General features: G+C 65.8%; 27 protein-coding genes. 15 read left to right on the top strand and 12 right to left on the bottom strand.

Annotated elements, in window-relative coordinates; all coding sequences use genetic code 11:
* Position 1: 1 nt before the first annotated feature.
* The 5 genes from glgX to ku (ABGN05_RS07530) all read left to right on the top strand — a co-directional run bounded on the left by glgX (position 2) and on the right by ku (ABGN05_RS07530) (position 5,619).
* Positions 2-2,071, top strand: a complete 2,070-nt coding sequence (glgX, locus tag ABGN05_RS07550) for a glycogen debranching protein GlgX (protein ID WP_367953401.1) — start codon at positions 2-4, stop codon at positions 2,069-2,071.
* Positions 2,068-3,909 carry a malto-oligosyltrehalose trehalohydrolase gene (gene treZ / locus ABGN05_RS07545; RefSeq protein WP_367953400.1) on the top strand — a complete coding sequence of 614 codons (1,842 nt, stop codon included), beginning with the start codon at positions 2,068-2,070 and terminating at the stop codon, positions 3,907-3,909. The genes glgX and treZ overlap by 4 nt, the downstream gene beginning before the upstream one ends.
* A 77-nt stretch (positions 3,910-3,986) precedes the next feature.
* Positions 3,987-4,268: a DUF2934 domain-containing protein gene (locus ABGN05_RS07540; RefSeq protein WP_367953399.1), complete on the top strand. Its 282-nt coding sequence runs from the start codon at positions 3,987-3,989 to the stop codon at positions 4,266-4,268.
* 30 nt (positions 4,269-4,298) lie between these two features.
* Positions 4,299-4,610 (top strand): hypothetical protein, encoded by a 312-nt coding sequence (locus tag ABGN05_RS07535; RefSeq protein ID WP_367953398.1) that lies wholly within the window; start codon positions 4,299-4,301, stop codon positions 4,608-4,610.
* 187 nt (positions 4,611-4,797) lie between these two features.
* Positions 4,798-5,619, top strand: coding sequence for a non-homologous end joining protein Ku (gene ku, locus ABGN05_RS07530; RefSeq protein ID WP_367953397.1), 822 nt, complete (start codon positions 4,798-4,800; stop codon positions 5,617-5,619).
* On the opposite strand, the gene ligD is transcribed toward ku (ABGN05_RS07530), so the two are convergent.
* Positions 5,620-8,208: a DNA ligase D gene (gene ligD, locus ABGN05_RS07525; protein WP_367953396.1), complete on the bottom strand. Its 2,589-nt coding sequence runs from the start codon at positions 8,206-8,208 to the stop codon at positions 5,620-5,622.
* A gap of 3 nt (positions 8,209-8,211) precedes the next feature.
* Positions 8,212-9,081: a non-homologous end joining protein Ku gene (ku, locus tag ABGN05_RS07520; RefSeq protein WP_367953395.1), complete on the bottom strand. Its 870-nt coding sequence runs from the start codon at positions 9,079-9,081 to the stop codon at positions 8,212-8,214.
* Between the two features lie 123 nt (positions 9,082-9,204).
* On the opposite strand from ku (ABGN05_RS07520), the gene ABGN05_RS07515 reads away from it, so the two are divergent.
* Positions 9,205-9,444 (top strand): DUF2188 domain-containing protein, encoded by a 240-nt coding sequence (locus tag ABGN05_RS07515; protein ID WP_367953394.1) that lies wholly within the window; start codon positions 9,205-9,207, stop codon positions 9,442-9,444.
* A gap of 172 nt (positions 9,445-9,616) precedes the next feature.
* Here the strand turns inward: ABGN05_RS07515 and ABGN05_RS07510 are convergent, their stop codons facing one another.
* Positions 9,617-10,183, bottom strand: a complete 567-nt coding sequence (locus ABGN05_RS07510; RefSeq protein ID WP_367953393.1) for a DNA-3-methyladenine glycosylase — start codon at positions 10,181-10,183, stop codon at positions 9,617-9,619.
* 175 nt (positions 10,184-10,358) lie between these two features.
* Here ABGN05_RS07510 and ABGN05_RS07505 point away from each other — a divergent pair, with 175 nt between their 5' ends.
* Both ABGN05_RS07505 and ABGN05_RS07500 read left to right on the top strand, forming a co-directional pair.
* Positions 10,359-11,339, top strand: coding sequence for an SDR family oxidoreductase (locus tag ABGN05_RS07505; protein WP_367953392.1), 981 nt, complete (start codon positions 10,359-10,361; stop codon positions 11,337-11,339).
* A gap of 10 nt (positions 11,340-11,349) precedes the next feature.
* A complete protein-coding gene (locus ABGN05_RS07500; RefSeq protein WP_367953391.1) occupies positions 11,350-12,411 on the top strand; it encodes a DNA topoisomerase IB in 1,062 nt (353 codons plus the stop codon).
* A gap of 40 nt (positions 12,412-12,451) precedes the next feature.
* Here ABGN05_RS07500 and ABGN05_RS07495 read toward each other — a convergent pair whose 3' ends face one another.
* Both ABGN05_RS07495 and ABGN05_RS07490 read right to left on the bottom strand, forming a co-directional pair.
* Positions 12,452-12,835 (bottom strand): DUF427 domain-containing protein, encoded by a 384-nt coding sequence (locus tag ABGN05_RS07495; RefSeq protein WP_367953390.1) that lies wholly within the window; start codon positions 12,833-12,835, stop codon positions 12,452-12,454.
* A 53-nt stretch (positions 12,836-12,888) separates the two neighbouring features.
* Positions 12,889-13,077: a DUF3008 family protein gene (locus ABGN05_RS07490; RefSeq protein ID WP_367953389.1), complete on the bottom strand. Its 189-nt coding sequence runs from the start codon at positions 13,075-13,077 to the stop codon at positions 12,889-12,891.
* A gap of 242 nt (positions 13,078-13,319) precedes the next feature.
* On the opposite strand from ABGN05_RS07490, the gene ABGN05_RS07485 reads away from it, so the two are divergent.
* The 3 genes from ABGN05_RS07485 (at position 13,320) to ABGN05_RS07475 (ending at position 17,844) form a co-directional block, all read left to right on the top strand.
* Positions 13,320-14,861 (top strand): sensor histidine kinase, encoded by a 1,542-nt coding sequence (locus ABGN05_RS07485; protein ID WP_367953388.1) that lies wholly within the window; start codon positions 13,320-13,322, stop codon positions 14,859-14,861.
* A 120-nt stretch (positions 14,862-14,981) separates the two neighbouring features.
* Positions 14,982-16,004, top strand: a complete 1,023-nt coding sequence (locus tag ABGN05_RS07480) for an SDR family oxidoreductase (RefSeq protein WP_367953387.1) — start codon at positions 14,982-14,984, stop codon at positions 16,002-16,004.
* A complete protein-coding gene (locus ABGN05_RS07475) occupies positions 15,982-17,844 on the top strand; it encodes a glycoside hydrolase family 15 protein (RefSeq protein ID WP_367953386.1) in 1,863 nt (620 codons plus the stop codon). The genes ABGN05_RS07480 and ABGN05_RS07475 overlap by 23 nt, the downstream gene beginning before the upstream one ends.
* A 1-nt stretch (position 17,845) precedes the next feature.
* Here the strand turns inward: ABGN05_RS07475 and ABGN05_RS07470 are convergent, their stop codons facing one another.
* Complete coding sequence (locus ABGN05_RS07470; RefSeq protein ID WP_367953385.1) at positions 17,846-18,109, bottom strand: hypothetical protein; 264 nt, start codon at positions 18,107-18,109, stop codon at positions 17,846-17,848.
* A gap of 232 nt (positions 18,110-18,341) precedes the next feature.
* On the opposite strand from ABGN05_RS07470, the gene ABGN05_RS07465 reads away from it, so the two are divergent.
* Positions 18,342-18,785: a PPC domain-containing DNA-binding protein gene (locus ABGN05_RS07465; RefSeq protein ID WP_367953384.1), complete on the top strand. Its 444-nt coding sequence runs from the start codon at positions 18,342-18,344 to the stop codon at positions 18,783-18,785.
* A gap of 35 nt (positions 18,786-18,820) precedes the next feature.
* Here the strand turns inward: ABGN05_RS07465 and ABGN05_RS07460 are convergent, their stop codons facing one another.
* From ABGN05_RS07460 to ubiE, 6 genes are read right to left on the bottom strand one after another with little or no spacing between them, the layout of a single operon-like run.
* Positions 18,821-19,372, bottom strand: coding sequence for a GNAT family N-acetyltransferase (locus tag ABGN05_RS07460; RefSeq protein ID WP_367953383.1), 552 nt, complete (start codon positions 19,370-19,372; stop codon positions 18,821-18,823).
* A 27-nt stretch (positions 19,373-19,399) separates the two neighbouring features.
* Positions 19,400-20,641 carry a bifunctional phosphopantothenoylcysteine decarboxylase/phosphopantothenate--cysteine ligase CoaBC gene (gene coaBC / locus ABGN05_RS07455; RefSeq protein ID WP_367953382.1) on the bottom strand — a complete coding sequence of 414 codons (1,242 nt, stop codon included), beginning with the start codon at positions 20,639-20,641 and terminating at the stop codon, positions 19,400-19,402.
* A gap of 16 nt (positions 20,642-20,657) precedes the next feature.
* The gene (locus ABGN05_RS07450; protein ID WP_367953381.1) at positions 20,658-21,068 is read right to left on the bottom strand and encodes a type II toxin-antitoxin system VapC family toxin; all 411 of its coding nucleotides are present in this window, start codon (positions 21,066-21,068) and stop codon (positions 20,658-20,660) included.
* Positions 21,065-21,307, bottom strand: a complete 243-nt coding sequence (locus ABGN05_RS07445; protein WP_367953380.1) for a FitA-like ribbon-helix-helix domain-containing protein — start codon at positions 21,305-21,307, stop codon at positions 21,065-21,067. Before ABGN05_RS07445 ends, ABGN05_RS07450 begins: the two co-directional genes overlap by 4 nt.
* A 60-nt stretch (positions 21,308-21,367) precedes the next feature.
* A complete protein-coding gene (ubiB, locus tag ABGN05_RS07440; RefSeq protein WP_367953379.1) occupies positions 21,368-22,936 on the bottom strand; it encodes a 2-polyprenylphenol 6-hydroxylase in 1,569 nt (522 codons plus the stop codon).
* A 13-nt stretch (positions 22,937-22,949) separates the two neighbouring features.
* A complete protein-coding gene (gene ubiE / locus ABGN05_RS07435; protein ID WP_367953378.1) occupies positions 22,950-23,726 on the bottom strand; it encodes a bifunctional demethylmenaquinone methyltransferase/2-methoxy-6-polyprenyl-1,4-benzoquinol methylase UbiE in 777 nt (258 codons plus the stop codon).
* A gap of 109 nt (positions 23,727-23,835) precedes the next feature.
* Here ubiE and ABGN05_RS07430 point away from each other — a divergent pair, with 109 nt between their 5' ends.
* The 3 genes from ABGN05_RS07430 to ABGN05_RS07420 all read left to right on the top strand — a co-directional run bounded on the left by ABGN05_RS07430 (position 23,836) and on the right by ABGN05_RS07420 (position 26,233).
* Positions 23,836-24,813, top strand: a complete 978-nt coding sequence (locus ABGN05_RS07430; RefSeq protein WP_367953377.1) for an adenosine deaminase — start codon at positions 23,836-23,838, stop codon at positions 24,811-24,813.
* Between the two features lie 104 nt (positions 24,814-24,917).
* On the top strand, positions 24,918-25,547 hold the full coding sequence (gene upp, locus ABGN05_RS07425; protein ID WP_367953376.1) for a uracil phosphoribosyltransferase: 630 nt from the start codon (positions 24,918-24,920) through the stop codon (positions 25,545-25,547).
* A 119-nt stretch (positions 25,548-25,666) separates the two neighbouring features.
* A complete protein-coding gene (locus ABGN05_RS07420) occupies positions 25,667-26,233 on the top strand; it encodes a TIGR02281 family clan AA aspartic protease (protein ID WP_367953375.1) in 567 nt (188 codons plus the stop codon).
* Positions 26,234-26,237: the final 4 nt, after the last annotated feature.

The following is a 26,237-nucleotide window of genomic DNA, read 5'->3' as shown; positions in this document are numbered from 1 at the left end:
CATGCGCCGCACAAGACAGATTCAGCCCGGGACGCCGTTCCCATTGGGCGCCCATTGGGATGGCTCCGGGGTCAACTTCGCGTTGTTCTCCGCGAACGCCACGAAGGTGGAGCTTTGCCTCTTCGACCTCGCCGGACGGCGCGAACTCGAACGGGTCGAACTCCCCGAGTTCACCCACGAGGTCTGGCACGGCTACCTGCCCGACGTCAGGCCGGGACAGCTCTATGGTTACCGCGTCCACGGGCCCTACGAGCCCTCGGCCGGCCACCGGTTCAATCCCAACAAGCTCCTCCTCGACCCTTACGCGCTGGAACTGCGCGGGGATATCCGCTGGCACGACGCGGTCTTCGGCTACCGCATCGGCCACCCGCGCGACGATCTTTCCTTCGACCGGCGCGACTCCGCCTTCGTGATGCCGAAATGCGTGGTCGTCGATCCCGCCGTCACCTGGGGACCCGACATCCGCCCAAAAATCCCGTGGGAGGACACGATCATCTACGAGGCCCACGTGAAGGGCATGACGGCGCTGAACGGGGACCTTCCCGAACAGTTTCGCGGCAAGTTCGCCGGTCTCGCCGATCCGAGCACGATCGAGCATCTCGTCAAGCTCGGCGTGACTGCGGTCGAGCTCATGCCGTGCCAGGCCTTCTTCGACGACCGCCACTTGATCGAGCGCGGCCTCGTCAACTACTGGGGCTACAACACGATCGGCTTCTTCGCGCCGGCCACGCGCTACATTTCGCCCGGCGCCGGCATCCACGAGTTCAAGCTGATGGTGCGCCGCCTGCACGAAGCCGGCATCGAGGTGATCCTCGACGTGGTTTACAACCACACGGCCGAGGGCAACCAGATGGGCCCGACGCTCTCCTTCCGTGGCATCGACAATGCCAGCTACTACCTGCTCGGCGACGATCCGCGCTACTACTTCGACACCACCGGCTGCGGCAACACCGTGAACCTGCGCAACCAGCGCGTGCTTCAGATGGTGATGGATTCGCTGCGCTACTGGGTCCAGGAATGCCACGTCGACGGCTTCCGTTTCGATCTCGCCAGCTCGCTCGGCAGGGACCGCGACGTGTTCGACCAGAACGCGGTATTCCTCGACGCCATCCGCCAGGATCCCGTCCTCTCGCAGGTCAAGCTCATCGCCGAGCCCTGGGACACGGGTCCCGACGGTTATCAGGTCGGCAACTTCCCGCCCATGTGGGCCGAATGGAACGACCAGTACCGTGATACGACCCGCGGCTACTGGAAGGGCGACGACGGCCAGGCGCCGGATCTCGCCGGAAAGCTGCTCGGTTCCTCGGAACTGTTCGAAAAGCGCGGCCGCCGGCCCTGGGCCAGCATCAATTTCATCACCGCCCATGACGGTTTCACCCTGACCGACCTCGTCAGCTACAACGACAAGCACAACGAGGCCAACAAGGAGGAAAACCGCGACGGCCATTCGCACAATCTGAGTTGGAACTGTGGTGCGGAGGGGGAAACCGACGACCAGCAGGTGCTCGACCTGCGCGATCGCATGCGCCGCAATCTGCTCGCGACCGTCCTCTTCTCGCAAGGCACGCCGATGATCCTGATGGGCGATGAGAACGGGCGCAGCCAGGGCGGAAACAACAACAGCTACTGCCAGGACACCGAGATGAACTGGCTGCGTTGGCAGGACGTCGGCGAGCGCGACCAGGCCTTCTTCGCCTTCGTCCGCCGCATCGTCAAGCTACGCAAGAACCAGCCGCTGCTGCGGCAGCGCCTGTTCCTGCACGGCGATCTGGAGCGCAACGGCGGCACGAAGGTCGGTTGGTTTCGGCCCGACGGAAAGCAGCTTGAGCGGGCCGATTGGGACAATCCGCACACGCATTCCTTCGCGCTCGTGCTTGCCAATGCCGATCAGAAGCTAATGATCGTTCTTAATGCTCATTACGAGGAGATGGAATTCGTGCTGCCGGAGCCGATGAAGGGAGGCTGGAGCCTGCTGCTGGACACCGAGGACGACGCCCATGCCGGTCCGCTCGAAGGCCGGACTGTTCGCGCCGACGCGCGTGCGCTGCTGCTCATGGAGACGCGGGCGTGAATGACACGCAGCCGAAGGAATTTCGGTCCTTCGCAAAAAGCTGGGGTTCGGAGTTCGTACGCGACGGCGAGGTGCGCTTCCGCCTCTGGGCTCCCGGCCTCGACCGTCTCACCTTGCGGCTGAATGGCGAGGACCTCCCGATGGCGCGGGGGGAAGACGGCTGGTTCGAGCGTGTCGCGATCGGGGTGGAGGCCGCCGCCGAGTATTCCTTCGTGCTGCCGGACGGCGAGGTCGTTCCCGATCCCGCGTCCCGTGCCCAGGCCGGCGACGTGCACGGTCCCTCCCTTGTCGTCGATCCGACTTCCTACCGCTGGCGCCATCCAGGATGGGCCGGCCGCCCGTGGGAGGAAGCGGTCATTTATGAGCTGCACGTCGGTACGTTCACCGACGAAGGCACGTTCCGGTCCGCGGCTGAGAAGCTCGACCATCTCGCCAGCATCGGCGTCACCGCCGTCGAGATCATGCCGGTCGCCCAGTTCGCGGGCAATCGCGGCTGGGGCTACGACGGCGTGCTGCTCTATGCGCCGCATCCGGCCTACGGCTCGCCGGACGACTTCAAATGGTTCGTCGACGAGGCCCACGCGCGTGGCCTGATGGTGCTTCTCGACGTCGTCTACAACCACTTCGGCCCCGACGGGAACTATCTGGCCCTCTACGCGCCCGAATTCTTCCATCCCGAGCGGCTCACCCCCTGGGGTGTGGCCATTTCCTACGAACTGGACCCGGTACAGAGCTTCTTCGCGGAAAACGCGCTCTACTGGCTCGAGGAATACAATCTCGACGGATTGAGGCTCGATGCCGTCGATCACGCTGACGACGCGCTGCTGCAACAGATCGCTGCCCGCATCCGCGCCGAGGCATGGGACAAGCCGATCCACCTCACGACCGAGGACAACCGCAACGTCACCCTTTTCCACGAGCGTGGCGAGGACGGAAGCGTCATAGCCTACACGGCGGAGTGGAACGACGACTTTCACAACGTCATCCATGCGATCGCCACCGGCGAGCGCGAAGCATACTACGTGGACTTCGTGGACGATTCCTGGGGCAAGCTCGCCCGCTGCCTGGCGGAGGGATACGCCTACCAGGGCGAGGTCTCGCCGCAGCACGGCGAGCCGCGCGGCGAGCCGAGCGCGCATCTGCCGCCTACCGCTTTCGTCGACTTCCTGCAGAACCACGACCAGGTGGGCAACCGCGCCTATGGCGAGCGCCTCGGCGAACTGACCGAGCCCAACATGCTGCGCGTGCTCTATGCGGTGCTTCTCCTTTCGCCCCACATCCCGCTGCTCTTCATGGGCGAGGAATTCGCCGAGGATCGGCCTTTCCTGTTCTTCACCGACTTCCACGGCGATCTCGCCAAGGCGGTGACGGAGGGCCGGCGCCGCGAGTTCGCGAAGTTCTCCGCCTTCCACGCGCCCGACGAACTGAAGACGATCCCCGATCCCAATGATCCGGAGACATTCGAGGCTTCCCGCCTCGACTGGCGCAAGACCGAGGTCGGTTCAGGACGCATCTGGATGGAGTACATCCGCGAACTGCTCGGGCTTCGCAGGGAGTTCCTCGTGCCGGCGCTCAAGAACGCGGGCCCGAACTCGGGCCGGGTCGTCTCCGCGACGGACGGACTGATCGCCATCGACTGGAATCTCGGCGGCGCGACGCTGATGATGCGCGCGAACATGTCGGACCGCCTTCGCCCGGCTCCCTCGATCGACGGCGACATCATCTTTTCCGAACCGCGCGGCCAGATCGCCCAACCCGGGGCGCCCATCCAGATGCCGGCGACCTCCATTGTGACGGCATGGCGCAATGGTGCACCGGGCACGCCGGTGGTATCCTGACCCCGGCTGGCATTTCCGAACAATTCGGCAGCAGCGACGTTGTGATCAAAACCGGTGAGCGACGGAGGTTTATGGGAATGGCGAAGGACCGCAGCGAAGCCTTGAAGCAGAAGGCCTACGAGATCTGGGAGCGCGAAGGCCGCCCCGAAGGAATGCACGACGAGCATTGGGCGCAGGCCCAGCGCGAACTTGACGGTGAAGTCGCCGAAAAGCCGAAGGCTACTCGCAGTCGCAAGAAGCCAGGTGCCCCGGAAGAGACGGCGGGAATGGTCGCCGACGTGCCGGTGAAGAAGCCCGCCGCCGCGAAGCCGGCATCGCCCGCGCCGAAGCCGAAGAAGCCGGCCCGCACGAAACCCTGATCGACCACAAGACTTCGAGGAGACGACGACATGGCGGAAACCCGGATGCTGACCGGCCACGACGAGATTCGTGATTGGGCGGCCGCCAGGATGGGCGCACCCGCCATCCGTCAGGCGTCGGCTGCCATCGGAAACAACGAGCCGTTCCTGCTCATCGTCTTCGACCAGCGCGCCTACGAGGATCAGGATCAGGGCCAGGACCGGCCGACCGACCTCGGCGCGCCGGAAATCGTCGAGTGGGACGAGTGGTTCGAAATATTCGACCGCCGCAATCTCGGCCTTGTTGTCGCGAAGGATGTCCCGGGTGTTCGGGAGAGCTTCCACGAGATCGTCGCCCGCTGAGGGAAGTGTTGGGAACGGGCCGCCTGTACCGCAAGCCTTCTTCCGCCCGAACCGGGTCGCGGCTCGGAGTTGAGGACGGTCAGACAGGAGCGTCTGGCGCGGCGGGGTCCGCATCCCTCCCTTCGTCGCTTGCGGAACAAGCCGGCCCGATGCGGCGTTCCTGTCGGTTCGAAAAGGCGGGAAGAGCATGGCTCCGCGCAATTTCTGGAAGGGCTACCTGAAGCTGTCGCTCGTCACCTGCCCGGTGGCGATGACTCCGGCCACCAGCGAGGCCGAGAAGGTCCGCTTTCACTCCATCAACCGCAAGACCGGCAATCGCGTCCGCAACCAGTACGTCGATGCCGACACGGGCAAGCCGGTGCCCGACGAGGACCAGGTCAAGGGTTATCCCACCGGCGAGGACAGCTTCATCGTCATGGAAGAGGACGAACTCGACGCCGTCGCGCTGGAAAGCACCCACACGATCGACATCGAGACCTTCGTCCCGCGCGATTCCATCGGCTGGATCTGGCAGGACAAGCCCTACTACGTGACGCCCGACGACAAGGTCGGCGAGGAGGCCTTCTCGGTCATCCGTGACGCCATGCAGTCGACGGACATGGTGGGCATCTCGCGCGTGGTGCTCTTCCGGCGCGAGCGCGCGGTCATGCTCGAACCCTGCGGCAAAGGAATCCTCGCCTGGACGCTGCGCTACGGCGACGAAGTCCGCGATGCGAAGGACTATTTCGCCGACATCGACCGCGACAAGCCGGACCAGAAGCTGATGCGGCTGGTCGGGAAGCTGATCGAGGAGCGTACGAAGGACTGGGACCCCTCGATGGTGGAGGATCCGGTCCAGGACAAGCTTCTCGAGATCATCGAGGCGAAAAAGAAGAAGAAGCCCGCGAAGGCGAAAAAGGGCTCCGCGAAGGCCGAGCCGCAGGAGACGCCGAGCAACGTCGTCTCGATCATGGACGCGCTGAAGAAGAGCGTCGAGTCCGAGAAGGGCAAGCGCAAGGCAACGCCCTGATCAGGCCGCCTTCTTCCGCTTTCGCTTCGGCGGGCTCTTGCCGAGCGGCACTTCCGCCTTGCGGAAATCCTCCCACGGATCGGTCCCCAGGTTGGCGAGCCGCGCCGGTGCATTGGGCACTGTGAAGTAGGCCGGCCCGATCTCTCCGGAAAGCTCTTCCCACGCCAGCGGCATCGACACCGGCGCGCCGGCGCGTGCGCGGGTGGAATAGGGCGCCACTGCGGTCGCTCCCCGCCCGTTGCGCAGGTAGTCGATCAGGATCTTGCCGCGCCGCTTCGACTTGGTGACGGTGGCCACGAATCGGTCTGGACTGTCGCCCGCCATCGCGTCGGCGATGCCTTTGGCGAAAGATTTTAGCTCGTCCCATCCCGCCGAGGGCTTGACCGGGCTCACCACGTGCAGGCCCTTGCCTCCCGAGGTCTTGAGGAAGCAGGCGAAGCCTTCGACCTCCATCCGCTCCCGCACCTCGTTCGCCGCCTCGATGACTGCCTGCCACTCCACGCCGTCGCCGGGATCGAGGTCCATGACGATCTGGTCCGGTCGCTCAAGGTCGTGCAGCGAGGCCTGCCACGGATGGATTTCGAGCACGCCGCCCTGCACGAGCCCGATCAGCCCATCGAACCCGTCGATCGCCACGATCGGCTGGCCGGACTTGTCCTTGGGGTCGTGGACGGTGAGGATGTTCGAACTCATCCCCTTCCACGCATGTTTCTGGAAGAAGCTCTGCCCGTCATAGCCGTTCGGGCAGCGCAGCAGCGCCAGCGGCCGGTTGACGACCAGCGGCGCCATGAACCTCCAGGCCTGGCTGTAGTACTCGGCCAGCCCCTCCTTCGTCACCCCGGCATCCTTCCAGTAGATGCGGTCGGGATGCGTCAGCTTCACCGTCCAGCGCGGCAGCTTTTCCTTGGAGGAAGCCTTCTCTTCGCGCACGATCTCCGTCGGTGGCTTGTCCTCGCGCAGGCCTCGGAACGAGGCATGGCGCAGGATCCCGTCGGCGGTCCAGGCCCGGAACTCGACCTCCGCGACGAGCTGCGGCTCGACGAACTTCACGCCCCGTTTGGAGACTGCGTCGAGCGGCGCATCGAAAGGCGACTTGTCGCGCCGGATCTCGTCGAGCTTGCGGAACAGGTCCTCGGCCACCTTGCGCGAGAAGCCGGTGCCGACGCGCCCGGCATGGACGAGCCTGTCGCCGTCATAGTGACCGAGCACCAGCGAGCCGATGGCCGTGTCCGAGGTGGTCGACGGCACGTAGCCGGCGATCACGAACTCCTGCCGTTCCGAACATTTCGACTTGATCCAGTCCCGGCCGCGGCCCGAGCGGTATTTTCCGTCACGAAGCTTCGAGACCACGCCTTCGAGGCTGAGGCGGCAGGCATGCCGCAGGATCATCTCGCCGTCTTCCTCGAAATGATCGCTGTAGCGCAGGCTCTGCGGTGCGCCGGAGATCAGCCTTGCCAGCGTCTCCTTGCGGTCGATCAGCGCCGCCCCGCGCAGGTCGTGCCCGTCGAGGTAGAGGAGGTCGAAGGCATAGAACACGAAGCGGTCGGCTCGGCCCTCCGAGAGATCGGCCTGCAGGGAGGAGAAGTCCGATGCGCCTCCGCCGGCCTCCACCACCAGTTCGCCATCGATGACGGCTTGCGAGGCCGACAGCCCGGCAAAGGCATCGGCCACCGCGGTTCCGAACTTGTCGGTCCAGTCGAGGCCGCTGCGGGTCAGGAGCTTGATCTTGCCGTCTGCGAGGTGCGCCTGCAGGCGGTACCCATCGAACTTTATCTCGTGAATCCAGCGCGCCCCGGCCGGGGCCTCGGGCCGCAGAGTGGCGAGTTGCGGCTCGACGAAGCCCGGCGGCTCGGCCTTGCGGCTGCCTTTCGGAAAGCTCGTCGCGGAAGGTTCAGCAGATACTTCCGCCTTCTTTGCAGCGGTGGTGGGTTTCGATCCTGCCTTCTTCGCCGGTTTGGCCTTCGGGGCCGCCTTCGCGGTCGTCTTGTCGATCCTCCCCGTCTTCGAGGACCACCCCGGCGCCTCCTGCGCGATCTCGGGAATGTCGCGGCCGGTCTTCACCGATCTCGGCGCCTCTTCCAGGATGTCGGTGTCGTCCTCCTCACGCGCGAATTCGTCGTCGCTCTTGATCAGCAGCCAGTTGTCGCGCTTTTCGCGCCCGCGCTTGGCCATCCGGACCAGGTGCCAGCGCCCGTGCAGTTTTTCGCCCGAAAGCTCGAATTCGAGGTGGCCCTTGACGAGGCCCTTCTTCAGGTCGCCGACCGGGCTCCACGTCCCGCGATCCCACAACAGCACGGTGCCGCCGCCATACTCGCCCTTCGGGATGGTCCCTTCGAAGTCTCCGTATTCGAGCGGATGGTCCTCGGTCTGCACCGCGAGACGCTTGTCGCCCGGCACGAGGCTGGGGCCCCGCGTCACGGCCCAGCTCACCAGCACGCCGTTCATCTCCAGCCGGAAATCGTAGTGCAGCCGCGTCGCGTCGTGCTTCTGGATCACGAACCTGTTGCCGCCTTTGGATGCCTTCGCGGCGCCTTTGGGCTCGGAGGTTCGTTCGAAGTTGCGCTTCTGATTGTAGGTCTCGAGCGCCATGGATCAGCTTGCCTTCTTGCGCTGCTCGGCCTGGCCACCCTTCGCGGAACGCTTCGAGGAGGAGGCTTTCTTGCCGCCGCTCTTCTTGCCGCCCGCGTCCGTCGCCGCCGCGCTCTGGCGCAGCGCCTCCATCAGGTCAATCACCTTGCCCTGGGGCTTGCGTTCGGGCGCCTTGATCTCGCGGCCCTCCATCTTCGCCTTTACCAGTTCGGCGAGCGCCGCGTCGTAACGGTCGTCGTATTCGTCCGGCTTGAACTCGCCCTTCTTGGTATTGATGATGTACTTCGCGAGATCGAGCATCTCGCCCTTGATCTTCATCTCCGGGATGTCGGAGAAGGCCTCCCGCGCCGACCGCACCTCGTAGTCGAAGTTCAGCGTGTTCGCGATCAGTCCCGGTCCCTGGGCGCGCAACAGCACGGTGCGCACCCGGCGGAACAGCACCGCGCGCGCCAGCGCGGCGACGTTCTTCGCCCGCATGCCTTCGCGGATGACGGCGAAGGCCTGCTCCGCCGCCTCGTCGGCCGGCGCGACGTAATAGGGCTTGTCGAAGTAGACGGTATCGATGTTCGGACAGCTGAGGAAGGTGTCCACGCTCAGCGTCTTGTCGCCCTGCGGAACGGCCTCGGCGATCTCCTCCGGCTCCAGCACGATGTACTGGTTGTCGGCCACCTCGTAGCCCTTCACCTGGTCGTCGCGTTCGACCGGCTTGCCGGTCTGTTCGTCGACGTACTGGCGCTGCACCCGGTGCCCGGTCTTGCGGTTGAGGATGTTGAAGGAGACGCGCTCGGACGTGGAGGCCGCCGCATAGAGCGCGACGCCGCAACTGAGTTCGGCGACCTGGAGATACCCCTTCCAGACTGCTCTTGCTGCCACGGCCGAATCCCTTTCACCGCCGGTAACGACGCCGGACGTGCATTGTTCCTGAACGCCTACGCAGGAACAATCGTCGCCTCATCCTGTTCCGGTGGCAACTGCAACCTACGAGGAACAAGCGACATGACGCGCATCACCTACGAAGTCGTCGAGCACGATGGCGCCTGGGCGTACAAGGTCGGCGACGTCTTTTCCGAGACGTATCCCTCCCACGACGAAGCCGCGGAAGCAGCCCGAGGTGCCGCTGCCGAACATCGCCTGGCCGGTGAGAACGCGGCGATCGAATACCAGGACGAGAGCGGCACCTGGCACGAGGAGCAGGCCTCTGGGGACGCACGCCCGGAGACGGACGTGAAGGGATGACAGGCGGCCCGCGGCATCTCCTATAGGCTTGGAGCGCCAGATGCATGGCAAGACGGCGCGGTCGCCCCCTGACGACGATGACCCTCCATCAGCGGCGTGGCCGCGATGCTAACCGCGGCGGTGGCTTCCCGCATCCGAGGTCGTCGGCAGGCGCGCTCTCGTTCCTGACCCGCTAGCGCGTCGTCGGAAAGGCCCTGCTTACGAATTTCGACCCGGCGAGGCCGAAGCGCCAGTTGTGATCCCTGGCCTTGCTGATGCCGATCCGCGTTCCCGCCGTCACCTCGCACGGCCTGTCGGGAAGTTCGAGTCGCAGCGATCCGTGCGCGAGCGGCAGCCCGTTGTGCTCGCCGCCGATCGCGAGAGCCTGGCACAATTTCCCCGGTCCGGAGCAGAGCGAGCGCAGATCCTCCATGCCGCGTCTGCGGATCATCGCGGGGATGCCGCTCACCGGCTCCAGCGCCCGTACGAGCACGGCCGCGCCCGGGCGGCACACGATGTTGAAACACCAGTGCAGCCCGTAGGAGCGGTAGACATAGGCGTGCCCGGCCGGACCGAACATCGCGGCGTTGCGCGCGGTCGCCCCGGCAAAGCTGTGCGAGGCGGGATCGTCCCGGTCGTAGGCCTCCGTCTCCACGATCATCCCGCCCACGCCGTCGAGTGAAAGCGCGGCGCCGATCAGACGCTGCGCGACGTCCGCGACGTGACGGTCGTAGAATCTCGCATCGAACGCGTTGCTCATGAAGTTTCTTTCTCTTCTCCGCCACTCGACCGCTGGTGCCGGCCACCGTCGGGCGTCTCCGTCTCTCCGGATGCCCTTCGGGAACAAGCATCGCCCAAAACGATTTCTGTTCCTCGGAGACGAACGATCACGACGGCTGGAGTTTCCTTGCCGGGAGACGAGAGGAAAATACAACATGGCCGATGGCGAATTTCGCAAGGACGCAGCCGACGAAGTCTCCAGGCAGCGCTCGATCCAGCGTCAGGTGGACAAGGCGGACGCCGACCGCGGCAACTCCTCTTCGAATGGCGCCGTGCAGGTCGGTGCACGGGAGTATCCGGTGCCGCCCTTTCCCAGGCAGCACCAGCCCAAGCCCGGCGACGAAGCCGCGCTCGACCCGGCGCCCATGTATGACGCGCCTTATTATCTCGGATCGAAGAAGCTGGAAGGAAAGGTCGCGCTCATCACCGGCGGCGATTCGGGGATCGGCCGCGCCGTGGCCGTCCTCTTCGCGCGCGAGGGCGCAGATGTCGCTATCGTCTATCTGAGCGAGGACGACGACGCGGAGGAGACGCGGCTGGCCGTGGTCGACGAGGGCCGCCGCTGCCTCCTCATCGCCGGCGACGTGACGGAGGCGGATTTCTGCCGGCAGGCGGTCGAGAAGGCGGTGCGCGAGTTCGGCAATCTCGACATCCTCGTCAACAACGCCGCCTTCCAGTACCACGCCTCCGACCTCGGCGATCTCACGGAAGAGCATTTCGACACGACCCTCAAGACCAATCTCTACGGCTATTTCCACATGGCGAAGGCCGCCGTCGAGCACATGACGTCCGGTTCGACGATCATCAACACCGGCTCGATAACCGGCATCGACGGCAGCAAGGAACTCATCGACTATTCCATGACCAAGGGCGGCATCCACGCTTTCACCAAGGCGCTGTCGTCCAACCTTCTGCCGCGCGGCATCCGCGTCAACGCCGTCGCGCCCGGTCCCGTCTGGACGCCGCTTAACCCGTCCGAACGCCCGCCCGAGCAGGTCGAACAGTTCGGCGCCGGGACGAAGATGAAGCGCCCAGCCCAGCCGGAGGAGATCGCGCCGGCTTACGTCTTCTTCGCCTCGTCCCACTGCTCCAGCTACATCACCGGCGAGATCCTGCCGATCATCGGGGGATACTGACCTGCGCAGGATGGATACGGTACCCACCGCCAGCGCCGCGCGCGAACTGTCGGCTGCGCGGGCGGACCTCGCCTATGTCAGCAACATCGAGCCGGGCATCCGCCGCCGTCGCGTCGGCAAGGGTTTTACCTTTTTCACGCCCGAGGGGCGGCGGCTGGGGGACCTGGACGCAATCGCCCGCATCAAGTCGCTCGCCATTCCGCCGGCCTGGACCGACGTGTGGATCTCGCCGGACCCTGCGGGGCACATTCAGGCGACTGGCCGCGACCAGAAAGGGCGCAAGCAGTACCGCTACCATCCGGGGTGGACGGCCTGTCGCGACGAGGCGAAGTTCTCCTCGCTGGTCGATTTCGCCGGCGCCCTGCCCAGGATCAGGGAGCGCGTGGACCAGGACCTGCGCCGGCGCGGTACCCCGCGCGAGCGCGTTCTCGCCTCCATCGTCTGGCTGCTCGACAACACGCTGATCCGTATCGGCAACGACGCCTACACGCGCGACAACAAGAGCTTCGGCCTGACGACCTTGCGCAGCCGTCACGTGGAGGTCGAGGGCCAGCGCATCCGCTTTTCATTCGTCGGCAAGTCGGGCCAGGAATGGAAGCTGCAGCTTACCGACAGGCGCATCGCGCGCATCGTCGGTGCCATCGAGGAACTGCCGGGTCAGCACCTGTTCCAGTATCTCGACGAGGAGGGCACGCGGCGGCCCGTCCACTCGCACGACGTCAACCGGTACATCCACGAGACGGCCGGGCCGGATTTCAGCTCGAAGCACTTCCGCACGTGGTCGGCAACCATTTACGCCGCCGACATGTTCGCGCAGAAGGAACATCCGTCGACCAAACGCGAACTGACCCGAACGACCAACGAGGTGATCGACAAGGTGGCGGCGCGGCTGCGCAACACGCGCGCCGTCTGCCGCCGGTGCTACATCCACCCGATCGTCATCGAGAGCTGGGAACAGGGCAGGCTGTCGGAAGAAATCGCCGAAATCCGCCGCCGCACGCGAAAGCCCCTTCAGGGTCTCGACGAGGACGAATCGACCGTCCTGCGCTGGCTGCGCGCGCGGCACCAGTAGTGCCGGGCAGCGGCGGGCGAAATGTGGGCAGGGCGGGACTTCAGCGCGGCCAGTGGACGCGGTGTTCCGTATCGGGCTCTTCGATCGCCTCGACAGTAACCTTGTCTGAATCGAAGGCGCCGTGGGAGCGCAGGAGGCCGTAGTCCACGGCGGGCGCATCAAAGGCCCACATGACGTCGTCGGCCGATTCTCCGACCGCGCTGACGTTCCAGAACCGCGCCTCGCCCTCCTCCAGCTTCCGTGTGGTCGGCGATTGCTTGAGGAACTCGAAATAGATGTGGTCGAAGGGAATGTAATAGAGTGACGCCCTGCCAGGCTCCTTGACCACGATGGCCCGGTCCGTCGACGCGATCATGGCATCGCGGAACATCACGTTCACCGTGCCGCGAAACGGCTCCAGGCTCTTCGTCGCTGTCGTCTGCATCTGTTATCCCATTCCAAGACTTGTTCAGTCGGAAAGACGCGGTCTCGCGGTCGTCAGGAGTCCGACTTGTGCTCCGGCTTTCCCTTGCGCTTGGTCGAGGCCATGTCATGGAGTTCCTTCTCGGTCATGGATTTCTCCATGCTCTTGGACGCGCCCTTGAGCTCCCTCTTCTTGATGTCGCCGCGCTTCGCGGCAAGCGCGGCCCCGGCCGCCTTCTGCTGGGACTTGGATTTGGCAGGCATGAGAACCTCCGGTTTTCTCGCCGGGCGGCCGATTGCGGGCCGCTCGGCTCGATCGTTGTCTGTCCTCGACAGAACTCGCTGTGGGGGCAAAGGTTCACGCGAATCACCGTTAGGCAGTGGCCGCACGGGTTCTCGCGGGCATCGGAAAGGGTGCGCCGCGAGTGGAAGGACGTAACGGCTTCAAACCGTCGATGAAAGGCACTACCTTCCCGATTCGAATAAGCAGGATCGGACGAGGTGCCATGAGAATGAGGACGCCGCTGGCGGCGCTCGGGCTTGCGCTTGCGCTTTTCCTCTTCGTCATTTTCATCAGCGGCCTGTTCGTGTGGCAGGGATACCGCGACACGCTCGACCAGGGCGAACAGCGTGCGGCGGCGGCGGCCAAGACGATCGCCGCGCACTTCCAGTGGATAGTCGAAGCCAGCCGGCAATCTCTGGGCCGCATCGACGATACGATCGGCTTCCGGCCCGAACTCCTGGGTTCGGCCGAGCTCGGCGACATGGACAATGCCGTAGCCGGATTGCCGGCCAATGTCGTGGTTCGCGTCTTCGACCGCACCGGCCACGAGCTTCTGTCGACCGCTCCCACGGAGGACGAGGTAGAGATCGGGGACCGCGAGTATTTTCAGGCACTGCGCGGCGGGGAGAATTTCGTCATATCGAGGCTGCTCGTCGACCGGGCGACGAACCACCAGAGCTTCGTCATCGGACGACGCCTCGTCAGGGACGGGGAGTTCGCCGGCATCGCGGCGATCGTCGTCCCCTCCGATCTCATCGCCGATTTCTGGGTGTCCCTGAACCTCGGCCGCGATTCGTCCGCGAGCATCGTCGGCGACGACGGCTGGGTCGTCACGCGGTTCCCGTCGCTGGAGCGCTCGATCAGCCTGAGCGACCATGTCCTCTTCACGCACTATCTTCCCGAAGCTCCGTCAGGCACCTACCGTTCGGAAGCGTCGCCGGCCGACGGCGCGTCGCGGCTTGTAGGCTATTACCGCGTGGCGGGCGCACCCCTTGTGGCCGTCGCGGCGGTCTCGACCGAAACCGTCTTGAGCGATTTCCGTATGCGGATGTTCAGGATCGGCTTCGGCGCGGTTCCGATCTTCCTCGGTCTTGCCGGGTTTGCGGGCTGGGTATTCCGTCTTCTTTCCCACGACAGCCGTCGCCGCGAGGAGCTGGAGGATGCGCTGGCGCAGAACCGGCTCCTGCTCCGCGAAGTCCACCATCGCGTCAAGAACAACCTCCAGACGGTCACCTCGCTCATCAGGCTGCAACCGCTGCCGCCGGATTCCAAGCGGGATCTGGCCGGCCGCATCGCCGCCATGGCCGCCGTCCACGAACAGATCTACCGCTCCGACCGCCTCGAGGCCATCAAGCTCGATCACTACATCCGCAACATTGCCGAAGGCGTGCGCTCGTCCTTCGACGGCGTCAGCGAGTTGCGCTTCGACATGAAGTCGCTCGCGCTCGACCCTGAGCGGTCCATGGTGGTCGGTCTTCTTGTCACGGAAGTCGTCTCGAACTCGCTCAAGCACGCCTTTCCCGGCAACGCCAAGGGAACGATCACGATCAGGCTGGATACCGACGGCGACGACATACGCCTTGCCATCCTCGACGATGGAGTCGGCTTCGGCGAGCCGCGTGAGAGGTCCGGCCTCGGCATGCGGCTCATCGACAGCTTCGTACGCCAGCTGGAGGGAGAGCACAGGTTGAAAGGGGAGGGTGGCCTCGATTTCGAGGTTCGCTTCCCGCTCGTCAATCCCGTTGCGAGCACGCTGAAAGTCTAGACGGGATTTGGCCGGAACCGGCCGGGATTTCACCTGTTATCTCCGAGGCGCGTACGCTGGCGCAGGTTCGCTCACCGGCGGCAAACGGGCCAAGAGAAAACTCACCCCGAGAGGCAAGAGATGCCCCGATCCGAGAAGTACGGTCCGGCGGAGGTTGTCGTCATCACCGGCGCCACCGCCGGTGTCGGCCGCGCCACCGCCCGGCGCTTCGCCAGGACTGGCGCGCGGCTCGTCCTGATCGCGCGGGACCCCGCCGCGCTCAAGGAAACCCTTTCGGAGATTGAGGATCTCGGAAGCGAGGCGATCGCCATCGCCGCCGACGTCGCAGACGCAGCAGCACTCTTCGCGGCGGCGGACGAGGCAGTCGAGCGGTTCGGCGGCATCGACATCTGGATCAACAACGCCATGGCGACGGTTTTCTCGCCCGTGGCGAAGATAACGCCGGAGGAATTCCGGCGGGTCACGGAGGTGACCTATCTCGGCTTCGTCCACGGCACGATGGCGGCGCTCAGGCACATGTCGGCCCGCAACCGGGGCACCATCCTTCAGGTTGGGTCTGCGCTCGCCTATCGCGGCATCCCGCTCCAGGCCGCCTATTGCGGCGCCAAGCACGCGATCCGCGGCTTCACCGATTCCCTGCGCACGGAGCTCATTCACGACGGCAGCGCCGTCCACTTGGTCATGGCGCACCTGCCGGCGGTCAACACCCCGCAGTTCGACTGGGCGCGCACGCATATGGACCACGAGCCGCGACCAGTGCCGCCGGTCGTCCAGCCGGAGGTCATCGCGGCCGAAATCCACAAGGCCGCCCACGGCCGGTGCCGCGAGCTCTGGATCGGCAAGAGCACCATCGAGGTCATCCTCGGCAATGCGCTAGCCCCCTGGTTCGTCGACCGCTACCTCGCGCGCAACGCCTATGAGGGACAGGCGACCGACAGGCCCGTCGTGCCGGAAAGGCCCGACAACCTGTTCGGCCCGGTCACTGCGCTCCACCGCACCCGGGGCTCCTTCGGTGCCGAGGCGAGCGGCTCCGCCATCGCCGTTTCGGAACGCGGTTCACGCACGACGGCCGCCGTAGCCGCGATCGGCCTCGGCCTCGCCGCCGGAATGCTCCTCCAAGGTGCGATCAGCCGCAGGTCGTGACAAGCGTGGTCGACACTGGGCCTCGGGTCTGTCATCCGTGAAACCGATGCGCATCGAGGACTATGGACTAATCGGCAATGGCGAGACGGCCGCACTCGTCGGCCGCGATGCCTCGATCGACTGGCTGTGCTGGCCCCGCTTCGACTCCGAAGCCTGCTTCGCCGCGCTGCTGGGCAATCCCGGCAACGGCTGCTGGTCGATCGTGCCCGATGCGCCCGTCACGTTGCGCAGCCGCCGGTACAGGGGCGACACGCCCATTCTGGAGACGACGCTGGAAACCGCGAGCGGCGCGATCCGCATCATCGATTTCATGCCGGTCAACCAGGAAATGCCGGCGCTCGTTCGCATCGTCGAGGGCATCCGCGGCACGGTTCCCGTCGGCATGAACCTGTGCCTGCGGTTCGGCTACGGCGCGCGCGCGCCATGGCTGCGCAAGGAAGCGTCCGGCGACATGAAGGCGATCTCGGGTCCGCACGCCGCCGTGCTGAGAAGCACGGTCGATTTCGCCATCGACGATCACTCCGCCATTGGGAGGTTTTCCGTCTGCGAGGGACAGCGGCTCGACTTCGTCCTCGCCTATGGCCCCTCTTTCGAGCCGCCGCGGGATCTGCCCGATGCCGCGTCCGCCATGCAGGCGACGGAACGGTTCTGGGACGAATGGTGCAAATGCTGCGCTTATCAGGGGGCGTGGGGGGAGCCGGTCAGGCGCTCGCTGATCACCATCAAGGCGCTGATCTACGGCCGCACGGGCGGTATCATCGCGGCCCCGACCACCTCGCTTCCCGAACAGGCGGGCGGCTCGCGCAACTGGGATTATCGCTACTGCTGGCTGCGCGACGCGACCTTCGTGCTCCTGATGATGATGTCGGCCGGCTATCGCCAGGAGGCCGAGGCCTGGACCGACTGGCTGCTGCGGGCCGTCGCTGGATCCTCGCATCAGGTGCAGCCGGTCTATGGCGTCGCGGGCGAAAACTGGCTGGGCGAGCGGGAAGCCGATCACCTCGCCGGCTTCAACGGCGCACGGCCGGTGCGCATCGGCAACGACGCCTTCCGGCAGCGCCAGATCGACGTCTTCGGCGAGGTGATGGACGTCATGCACCACGCCCGCCGCTCGAACTTCACGCTGCGCGAGGCCGACTGGACCCTGCAGACTTCCCTCGTCAGCTATCTGGAAGAGATCTGGAACCAGCCCGACGAGGGGATCTGGGAAGTGCGCGGCGGCCCGCGCCACTTCGTCCACTCGAAGGTCATGGCCTGGGTCGCATTCGACCGCGCCGTCAAGGCGATCGAGGGTTTCGGCCTCGAAGGTCCCGTCGGGCAATGGTCGCGCATCAGGGACGAGATCCGCGCGCAGGTATGCGAACGGGGCTTCGATGCGCAGCGCGGCGCTTTCGTACAGTCCTACGGCTCGAAGGAACTGGATTCTTCCACGCTCCTCATACCGCTGGTGGGCTTCCTGCCGGCCGACGACCCGCGGGTCGCCGGCACTGTCCGGGCGATCGAGAAGGAACTGGCGGTCGACGGGCTCGTCCTTCGCTACAGGACCGAGCACACCGACGACGGGTTGCCGCCCGGAGAGGGCGTGTTCCTCGCCTGCAGCTTCTGGATGGCCGACAACTACATCCTGCAGGGAAGATATGGCGATGCGAAGAGGCTTTTCGAGCATCTGCTCTCGCTGCGCAACGATCTGGGCCTCCTGGCTGAGGAGTACGATCCGCGCACGAAGACCCAGTTGGGCAATTTCCCGCAGGCGCTGTCGCATCTGACGCTGGCCGGTACGGCACTCAACCTCGACCATGCAGCGAGCCCGACGCGCGAGCGGTCCCGGGAAGGCAGCTAGCTCATCCGGTCTGCGATCGTGCCTCCCGGTATTTCGCCCGTTCCACGATCAGCCTGAACTCGCGCGCCATCTCGGCTTCTGCCGTGAAGGCCGCGTCCGGCACCGCGCCGGGGTCTTCTTGATGATCCTGAATCTCGAACGTCTGCTCCACGATCGCCCAGAGCGGATCGTCCGGGCCGTCGGTCAGCCGCGCTAGGAGCATCGCGATCAACTCCCGTTGCGCGTTCAGCCGGCCTTCCAGTTCGAAATTGCTGAGTTCGGACATGCTGCGGTTCCTTCGCGTCTGTGGGACACCAGCCGGCCCGGCGCGGTGGGTCTCGACGAGGATTTCTTGCTGCGGTCAGATCGGCCATACCGGGCGCGGTTCCGCGATGTGCGTGCATGGTCCGGTAACCGCAAGCCCCGAACGATGTTCCATGATGCCGGCCCCGCCAAGACGGAACCGGCCTTGGATTCGGTGGTTGGTCGGGCAAGGACAACTCGACAGGAGGAAATCCATGCAATCCCAGCTTCTGCACGAGGCCCATGGTGAGCGGACCTGGGCAGTGGTCTTCGAGACCGGCGACGAAATGGTGGAGGGGCTGCGCACCTTCGCCGGAAAGCAGAGGCTTTCCGCCGCCCAGATCACCGGCATTGGTGCCTTCAGCGACGTGGTGCTGAAATATTTCAGCTGGGAGAAGAAGGACTATGAGGAGATCCCCGTCCACGAACAGGTCGAGGTTGCGTCGCTGCTCGGAGACGTGGCCGAGTCCGACGACGGTCCGGTGGTCCACGTCCACCTCGTCATCGGCAAGCGCGACGGCTCCGCCATGGCCGGCGACGTTGCCCGCGCCCACGTGCGCCCGACGCTCGAAGTGGTGGTGCGCGAGGCACCGGCGCATCTGCGCAGGCGGCATGATCCGCAGTCCGGGCTGGCGCTCATTCGGCCGACATCCGCGTGAGACGCTTCCCCGGAACGGCCGCTACCCGGCGACACTTAGGAATCCGACGGCCTGTCCCGCGTCAGAATGAGGCTAGGGGCGTCATGGTACCGGGTGGGGACCGGGTTGCCGTAGCCGAATTGCCGGGCCACCCGAAGCGACGCTTCGTGATCCGGATGGATGATGCACACGGTCGTCGACGAGCGCAGGTGAGCGTCGCCCCACGCATGGATGGCTACGAGCGCTTCCCGCGCCAGACCTTGGCCGTGGAATTCGGGCGCGAGCAGCCATCCGGCTTCCGGCGTTCCGTCGAACGACGGCTCGATGTCGCGCCGCAGGTCGTGGAAGCCGACCTCACCCGCCAGCCTGCCGCTCGACCGGTCCTCGATCGCCCAGAAGCCGAAGCCGAGCACCCGCCAGTGACCGATCTGTCGCAAGAGCCGTATCCAGCTCTCCTCGCGCGACAGCGGCCTGCCGCTCGTGTAGCGGACCACCTCCGGATCTGCCCAGATCGCCGCATAGGCCTCGTGGTCGCTCGCCGCGTGCGCGCGCAGGATCAGCCGCTCCGTCTCGATGACGGGCGCGCAGGTGAAGACAGGCGCATCCATGGTGATGTCGTTCCCGGATGGTGAATTCTACCGCGCTGACGCGCCGTTCCCCGACAGCCGTTCCGCGACGAGTTCCGCAAGCTTCTCCGCCACGTCCTGCTTGGTCATCTCCGGCCACTCCTCGACGCCCGACCGCGATACGATCCGCACCCGGTTCCGGTCGCCGCCCATGACGCCGCCGGGCCCCACGCCGCTCCCGTGCGAGACGTCGTTGGCGACGATCAGGTCGGCGCCCTTGCGGTCGAGCTTTGCCTGCGCGTTGGCCAGAAGGTTCTCGGTCTCGGCCGCGAAGCCTATCACCAGCGCAGGCCGCCTCTCGTGATGGCCGACGGTGGCGAGGATGTCCGGGTTCTCCACCATCTGCAGCGCGGGCGGGCCGCCGCCCGGGACCTTCTTGATCTTTTCACCGGCCGAATCCGCCGTGCGCCAGTCCGCGACCGCCGCGACGAAGATCGCAGCGTCCGCCGGAAGGAGATCCATCACCGCATCGCGCATCTGTCGCGCCGTCTCGACATGCACCGTCCCGACGCCGGCCGGGTCCGCAACGTTGACCGGCCCGGACACGAGGTGCACGTCGGCTCCGAGAGCGGCGATCGCGGCGGCGATCGCGTGTCCCTGCTTGCCCGAGGAGCGGTTGGCGATGTAGCGCACCGGGTCGATCGGCTCGTGCGTCGGCCCCGAGGTCACGACGATCTTCCTGCCGGCGAGCGGCTTCGGCCGGCCGTCGAGCATGCCTTCGATCGCCGCCACGATCTCCAGCGGCTCGGCCATGCGGCCGTCGCCGGCCTCGCCGCTCTCTGCCATCTCGCCACGGCCCGGCCCGACGAGCCCGATGCCGTCGCGCTTCAGGGTGTCGAGGTTCCGCCTCGTCGCCGGGTGCGACCACATGCGCGGGTTCATCGCCGGCGCGATCAGCACCGGCTTGTCCGTCGCCATCAGCACCGTCGAGGCGAGGTCGTCGGCATGGCCGTTCGCCATCTTGGCCATCAGGTCGGCGGTCGCCGGCGCGACCACGATGAGGTCGGCCTCGCGCGACAGACGGATGTGCCCGATGTCGTGCTCGTCCTGCCGGTCGAAGAGGTCGGTGAAGACGTGATCGGCCGACAGTGCCCCGACCGACAAAGGTGTCACGAATTCCTGCGCCGCCCGCGTCATGACGCAGCGCACCTTCGCCCCCCGCTCGCGCAGCCGCCGGATCAGGTCGAGCGCCTTGTAGGCCGCGATGCCGCCGCCGACGATCAGAAGGATGCGTTTGTCGATGAGGGTCATGGCGTCGGTCGCCTCGTCAGGCTGGCTTCAACGCCGGCTCGATGTCGGTATGGATGAAATCGTTCCCCTTGAAAAGCAGGGGAAGATTGCGGGTCTTGGCGAGAGCATAGGAGAAGCAATCGCCCATGTTGAGATTCGCGGGATGGCCCGATCCCTTTCCGAAACGGACATAGGCTTCGCGGCTGGCAGACAGCTGGCTTGCGTCGAAGGGAACGATGACGGGACCGATCAGGCCGAGCATCCTGTCCAGCCGCGCCGCGCCATTCCGGAACCGCTCCCCTGACACGACACAGAAGGCCTCGTGCACAGTCGCGGCGCTGATCTGGGCATTGATGTCGTCGTCGATGTAGCGCTTGAAGCGGTCCGCGTCCGGCTCTGCCGCCAGGATCGCGATGAGGACCGAACTGTCGAGGACGAAGCCACTCACCGGAAGCTTTCGTCCCACATCGCGTCGGTGGCCTTCTTCTGATCGAAGGGCTGTTCGGGCGCGGCGCCAAGCTTCGTGAGTTCATCGAAGATGGATGATTTGCGCCGGGTGGCGCGGTTGACGCTCTCGGCAAGGCGCTCGCGGGCTTCCTGTTCCATCGATACGCCGCGTTCGGCCGCGAGCCGGCGCAGGCTGTGCTTCACTTCCGGATCTAGATTTCGGATCGTCAGGTTGGACATGGGATCGTTCCACCAGCCATGATCGCAATGTATGCATTGCCTGCAATGCAGTCAATGCAATCACGCGATCCGCCAGGCGATCCACACCAGCGTCAGCGCGATCACCCACAGCGCCACCCGCCCGGACCGCGTGTGCCGAGCCTCCGCCTTGCCGATCGCGCGCGCGGTGCCCTCGTCGAAGCGCAGGCCGTGCTCGGCCATGGCGTCGATCTCGCGCGACAGCCTTTCGGTGCGCGCCGCGAGTTCCGGCGCCTGGCGGGCGAGCGCGACGAGTGCATTGACGCCGTCGCGCGCATCGGTGAGAAGCCCGCGCGGCCCGAGATTGGCGGCGATCCAGTCGCCGACGACAGGTTCGGCGGTCTTCCACATGTTGAAATGCGGATCGAGACTGCGCGCGACGCCTTCGACCACCACCATCGTCTTCTGTAGCAGCACCAGTTCCGGCCGCGCCGCCATGTCGAAGAGCTCGGTCACCTCGAAAAGCAGCGTCAGCAGCTTGGCCATGGAGATCGTCTCGGCCGGCTGGCCGTGGATCGGCTCGCCGATCGCCCGGATCGCCTGTGCGAAAGCGGCGACGTCGTGTTTCGCCGGCACGTATCCGGCTTCGAAATGCACCTCGGCGACGCGACGGTAGTCGCGCGTGATGAAACCGTAGAGGATTTCGGCCAGGAACCGGCGCTCCTTCTTGCCGAGCCGCCCGGTGATGCCGAAGTCGACCGCCACGATCGTCCCGTCCGCCTCCACGAACAGGTTGCCGGGATGCATGTCGCCATGGAAGAAGCCGTCGCGCAGCGTGTGGCGCAGAAAATTCTGGATCAGATTGGCGGCCACCGCCGGCAGGTCGTGCCCCGCCTCCCGCAGGCCCTCGATGTTCGACATCTTGACGCCGTCGATCCATTCCAGCGTCAGCACGTCGCGGCCGGTGCGCTCCCAGTCCACGGTCGGGACACGGAAGCCCGGATCGTCCCTGGTGTTCTCCGCGATCTCGGAAAGCGCCGCCGCCTCAAGCCGCAGGTCCATCTCGATCTTGGTCGTCTGCGCCAGCGTCTCGGTCACCTGCACCGGCCGCAGCCGCCGCGTCGAGGGGATGAAGCGCTCCTGCAAGCGCGCGGCGACGAAGTAGCTCTCGAGGTCGTGGAAGAAGCGCCTGCGGACGCCGGGGCGGATCACCTTCACCGCGACGCGCCGACTGCTGCCGGGAACCGTGGCGGGATGCACCTGGGCGATTGACGCCGCGGCGACCGGCTCGCCGAACTCCTCGAAGAGATCCTCGATCGGACGTCCGAGCGAATCCCGTATGGCCGCCACGGCTTCCGCCTGCGGGAACTTGTCCATCCGGTCCTGCAGGTTGGCGAGATCGAGCGCGATCTCGGTGCCGACCACGTCCGGCCGGGTGGCGAGGAACTGCCCGAGCTTGACGTAGGATGGACCGAGCCGCGTCGCCGCCTTGGCAAAACGCTCGGAGCGATCGCGATCGGCCGAGTGGCGGCGCGCCAGGAGCCGCGCCACGCGCCACGCGGTCCTGGGCGGACCCGTCAGCTGGTCGCCCGGCAAGGCTGCCACCACGCCCTCGCGAACCATGATCCAGCCGGCCCGGGCAAGCCGGAAATAGGCGCCGACGGTCGTCATCGGATCAAGGCCTTCAAAGCTTCCAGCCGGAATGGAGCGCCGCGATCCCGCCGGAATGGTTGCGGAACGTGGCCCGTTCGAAGCCCGCCGCCTCGATCATCCTGGCGAAGTCGTTCTGGTTGGGAAACTTGCGGATCGATTCCACGAGATAGCGATAGGAATCCTCGTCCCCCGTCACCGCCTTGCCGATCGCGGGGATGGCGTTGAACGACCAGGCCTCGTAGGCCCGGTCCAGCATGGGCATGTCGACTTCCGAGAATTCCAGGCACAGGAAACGGCCGCCGGGCTTCAGCACCCGGTAGGCTTCCGAAAGGGCCCGGTCGATCCTGGGCACGTTCCTGATGCCGAAGGCGATGGTGTAGGCATCGAAGCTCTCGTCGGGAAACGGCAGTTCTTCGGCATTCGCCTCCACGAAACTGACATGTTCGGACAGCCCGCGCTTCGCCGCCCGCTCCCGTCCGACCGCCAGCATGGACCCGTTGATGTCCAGCACCGTCACGTGGGCGGCGTTCCCCGATGCCTCCACGATGCGGAAGGCGATGTCGCCCGTGCCGCCCGCCACGTCGAGGCATGTCCAGCCGGCGCGCCGGGGCGGATTGAGCCAAGAAACCAACGCGTCCTTCCACAGCCGGTGGAGCCCGCCCGACATCAGGTCGTTCATGAGATCGTACCGCTTGGCCACCTTGTGGAAGACCTCGTCCACGAGCGGCTGCTTCTCGCCGGCAGGAACGCTACGAAAGCCGAAGGAGTTTTCCATGCCGCCGCGCGCGGTCGTTCTTGGTTCTGTCATCTGGTCATCCGTCGAATGCGCCGGGACCATAGCCGATGCGGCTGGCGGGCGCTATTGTTGTGGACGCGGTGAACCGCCGCGCCGAATTGAGAACGAAGAAGGAAACAAAATGGTCCTCAAGGCGGAGATTCACTGTCACATCGAAGGTGCCGCCTCGCCGGACCTCGTCGTGAAACAGGCCCAGAAATACGGTGCCGACGTGTCCGGCTTCATCCGCGACGGCGCCTTCGTCTGGGACGATTTCACCAGTTTCCTCGCCGCGTACGACCAGTCCGCCGATCTCTTCCGCGACGAGGGCGACTATGCCCGCCTCGCCGAAACCTATCTCTCCAGCCTCGCCCGCGACGGGGCCATCTATTCGGAATTCTTCACCTCGCCCGACCACGCCGAGCGCGCCGGACTTTCGGCCGCGGCCTACACCGCCGGGCTGGCGGAAGGCATGAGGCGCGCCAAGGCCAAGACCGGCATCGAGAGCCGCATGATCGTCACCGGCGTGCGCCATTTCGGCGTCGAGTCGGTGGAAAAGGCGGCGCGTTTCGCCGCCCGTTGCGGCGAGCCGCTCGTCACCGGCTTCGGCATGGCGGGCGAGGAGCGCTTCGGCGATCCGGAGGACTACGTCCGCGCCTTCGAGATCGCCCGCGAGGCGGGGCTCGGCATCACCGTCCATGCCGGCGAGTTCGGCGGCTGGGAGAGCGTGCAGTCGGCCCTCGACCATTTCAGGCCGACGCGCATCGGCCACGGCGTTCGCGCCATCGAGAACCCGGACCTCGTGCGCAGGATCGCCGACGAGGGCGTGGTCCTGGAGTGCTGTCCCGGCTCCAACATCGCGCTCCGCGTCTTCGACGGCTTCGAAAGCCATCCCTTCCCGAAGCTGCGCGACGCCGGCTGCAAGGTGACGCTCAATTCGGACGATCCGCCCTATTTCTGGACCAGCCTGAAACGCGAATACGAGATCGGGCGCGACCATTTCGGCATGGACGACAAGGCGCTGACGGCCGTTACCCGCACCGCCATCGAGGCCGCCTATGTCGACAAGAAGACGAAGGCGGCTCTTCTCGCCCGCCTCGATGCCGTCCGGCCGCGCTGACCAGTCACGAGCCTGTTGGTTTCGCCCAAACGCGCATATCGCAGCGGCCCTTCATGCGCTAAGCCTGCTTGGATGCCCAGGTCCGCCGAAAGGAGCAATGCCCGATGCAGAATGTGACCGTCGTCAGTCACCCGCTGGTGCAGCACAAGCTCACCATCATGCGCAATAAGGAGACCTCGACGGCCGGGTTCCGCCGCCTGCTGCGCGAGATCTCTTTGCTTCTGGGCTACGAGGTCACGCGGGAGCTGGAACTGACGACGACGACGATCGAGACGCCGCTCCAGACCATGGAGGCCCCGACCCTCGAAGGAAAGAAGCTCGTCTTCGCCTCCGTGCTGCGCGCGGGCAACGGACTGCTGGAAGGCCTGCTCGACCTCGTGCCGGCCGCGCGCGTTGCCCATGTCGGACTCTACCGCGACCACGACACGCTCGAGGCGATCGAGTACTTCTTCAAGGCGCCGAGCGACCTCGCCGACCGGCTGGTGATCGTCGTCGATCCGATGCTGGCCACCGCGAACTCTGCCATCGCGGCGGTGGAGAAGCTCAAGCAGCGGGGTGCGACGAACCTGCGGTTCCTCTGCTTGCTCGCCGCGCCGGAAGGCATCGAGCGTTTCACCAAGGCGCATCCCGACGTGCCGATCTTCACCGCATCCATCGACGAGCGGCTCAACGAGAAGGGCTATATCGTGCCCGGCCTCGGCGATGCCGGTGACCGCATGTACGGCACCAAGTAGGCCGTTCACCTTCCGCTAACCACCGGCGCCGAAACGGGGTTGCGGCGCGCGCTTTCACATTCCGCTTAAGCCGATTTCAAGGCTGCGCCGCCATGATCGCCGCACCAGAAAGGTGGATCATGACGCGCAAGCTGCTTGCACTCAGTGTCTCGGTCGGTCTGGCGGCGTCCGTGCCGCTGGTCTATCAGGCCAATCCGGCACTGTTTCACAACCTCGCCTCAGGGGGACTGACGCAGATCACGGCCGCGCCCGAGGAGGAACGGCCGATCCCCGTCGTCAACCTGGCGACCCTGCCCTCCCAGAAGCAGCTCACCGGCCGCCGCGTGGAACTGACGATGGGCGCGCGCGGGCACTTCATGGGCGACTTCAGGATCAACGGGCGCCGCGTCGAGGCGATGATCGACACGGGGGCGACGCTGGTCGCCTTCAACGAATCCACGGCGCGCAAGGTCGGGATCAAACTCTCTCCCGATGATTTCCGCTACCGGATCGAGACGGCGAACGGCGTTGCGCTGGCCGCATCGGCCGACCTGGAATCGCTCGAGATCGGCAGGATCCGTGTCGAGGGCGTCAAGGCGGTGGTGCTGCAGGACCGCGCGCTCAACGACATCCTCATCGGGATGAGCTTCCTCAACCGCCTCGACAAGTTCAAGGTCGAGAATGGGTCGATGCTGCTGGAGCAGTAGACGA

It is taken from the genome of Aquibium pacificum (assembly GCF_040839445.1).
GTDB lineage: Bacteria > Pseudomonadota > Alphaproteobacteria > Rhizobiales > Rhizobiaceae > Aquibium > Aquibium pacificus.
Note: the sequence above shows the minus strand (reverse complement) of the source record. Positions and strands in the feature narration are given on the sequence as shown.

Bases quoted from the DNA above. Each gene is read 5' to 3' on its own strand.
- ABGN05_RS07485 (WP_367953388.1), top strand. From the start codon at position 13,320: ATGAGAATGAGGACGCCGCTGGCGGCGCTCGGGCTTGCGCTTGCGCTT.
- ABGN05_RS07480 (WP_367953387.1), top strand. From the start codon at position 14,982: ATGCCCCGATCCGAGAAGTACGGTCCGGCGGAGGTTGTCGTCATCACC.
- ku (WP_367953397.1), top strand. From the start codon at position 4,798: ATGGCTCCGCGCAATTTCTGGAAGGGCTACCTGAAGCTGTCGCTCGTC.
- ABGN05_RS07540 (WP_367953399.1), top strand. From the start codon at position 3,987: ATGGCGAAGGACCGCAGCGAAGCCTTGAAGCAGAAGGCCTACGAGATC.
- ABGN05_RS07510 (WP_367953393.1), bottom strand. From the start codon at position 10,183: ATGAGCAACGCGTTCGATGCGAGATTCTACGACCGTCACGTCGCGGAC.
- ABGN05_RS07490 (WP_367953389.1), bottom strand. From the start codon at position 13,077: ATGCCTGCCAAATCCAAGTCCCAGCAGAAGGCGGCCGGGGCCGCGCTT.
- ABGN05_RS07420 (WP_367953375.1), top strand. From the start codon at position 25,667: ATGACGCGCAAGCTGCTTGCACTCAGTGTCTCGGTCGGTCTGGCGGCG.
- ABGN05_RS07535 (WP_367953398.1), top strand. From the start codon at position 4,299: ATGGCGGAAACCCGGATGCTGACCGGCCACGACGAGATTCGTGATTGG.
- ABGN05_RS07465 (WP_367953384.1), top strand. From the start codon at position 18,342: ATGCAATCCCAGCTTCTGCACGAGGCCCATGGTGAGCGGACCTGGGCA.
- ABGN05_RS07470 (WP_367953385.1), bottom strand. From the start codon at position 18,109: ATGTCCGAACTCAGCAATTTCGAACTGGAAGGCCGGCTGAACGCGCAA.
- glgX (WP_367953401.1), top strand. From the start codon at position 2: ATGCGCCGCACAAGACAGATTCAGCCCGGGACGCCGTTCCCATTGGGC.
- upp (WP_367953376.1), top strand. From the start codon at position 24,918: ATGCAGAATGTGACCGTCGTCAGTCACCCGCTGGTGCAGCACAAGCTC.
- ABGN05_RS07505 (WP_367953392.1), top strand. From the start codon at position 10,359: ATGGCCGATGGCGAATTTCGCAAGGACGCAGCCGACGAAGTCTCCAGG.
- ABGN05_RS07500 (WP_367953391.1), top strand. From the start codon at position 11,350: ATGGATACGGTACCCACCGCCAGCGCCGCGCGCGAACTGTCGGCTGCG.
- ABGN05_RS07460 (WP_367953383.1), bottom strand. From the start codon at position 19,372: ATGGATGCGCCTGTCTTCACCTGCGCGCCCGTCATCGAGACGGAGCGG.
- ABGN05_RS07430 (WP_367953377.1), top strand. From the start codon at position 23,836: ATGGTCCTCAAGGCGGAGATTCACTGTCACATCGAAGGTGCCGCCTCG.
- ligD (WP_367953396.1), bottom strand. From the start codon at position 8,208: ATGGCGCTCGAGACCTACAATCAGAAGCGCAACTTCGAACGAACCTCC.
- ABGN05_RS07515 (WP_367953394.1), top strand. From the start codon at position 9,205: ATGACGCGCATCACCTACGAAGTCGTCGAGCACGATGGCGCCTGGGCG.
- ABGN05_RS07445 (WP_367953380.1), bottom strand. From the start codon at position 21,307: ATGTCCAACCTGACGATCCGAAATCTAGATCCGGAAGTGAAGCACAGC.
- coaBC (WP_367953382.1), bottom strand. From the start codon at position 20,641: ATGACCCTCATCGACAAACGCATCCTTCTGATCGTCGGCGGCGGCATC.
- ubiB (WP_367953379.1), bottom strand. From the start codon at position 22,936: ATGACGACCGTCGGCGCCTATTTCCGGCTTGCCCGGGCCGGCTGGATC.
- ABGN05_RS07495 (WP_367953390.1), bottom strand. From the start codon at position 12,835: ATGCAGACGACAGCGACGAAGAGCCTGGAGCCGTTTCGCGGCACGGTG.
- ubiE (WP_367953378.1), bottom strand. From the start codon at position 23,726: ATGACAGAACCAAGAACGACCGCGCGCGGCGGCATGGAAAACTCCTTC.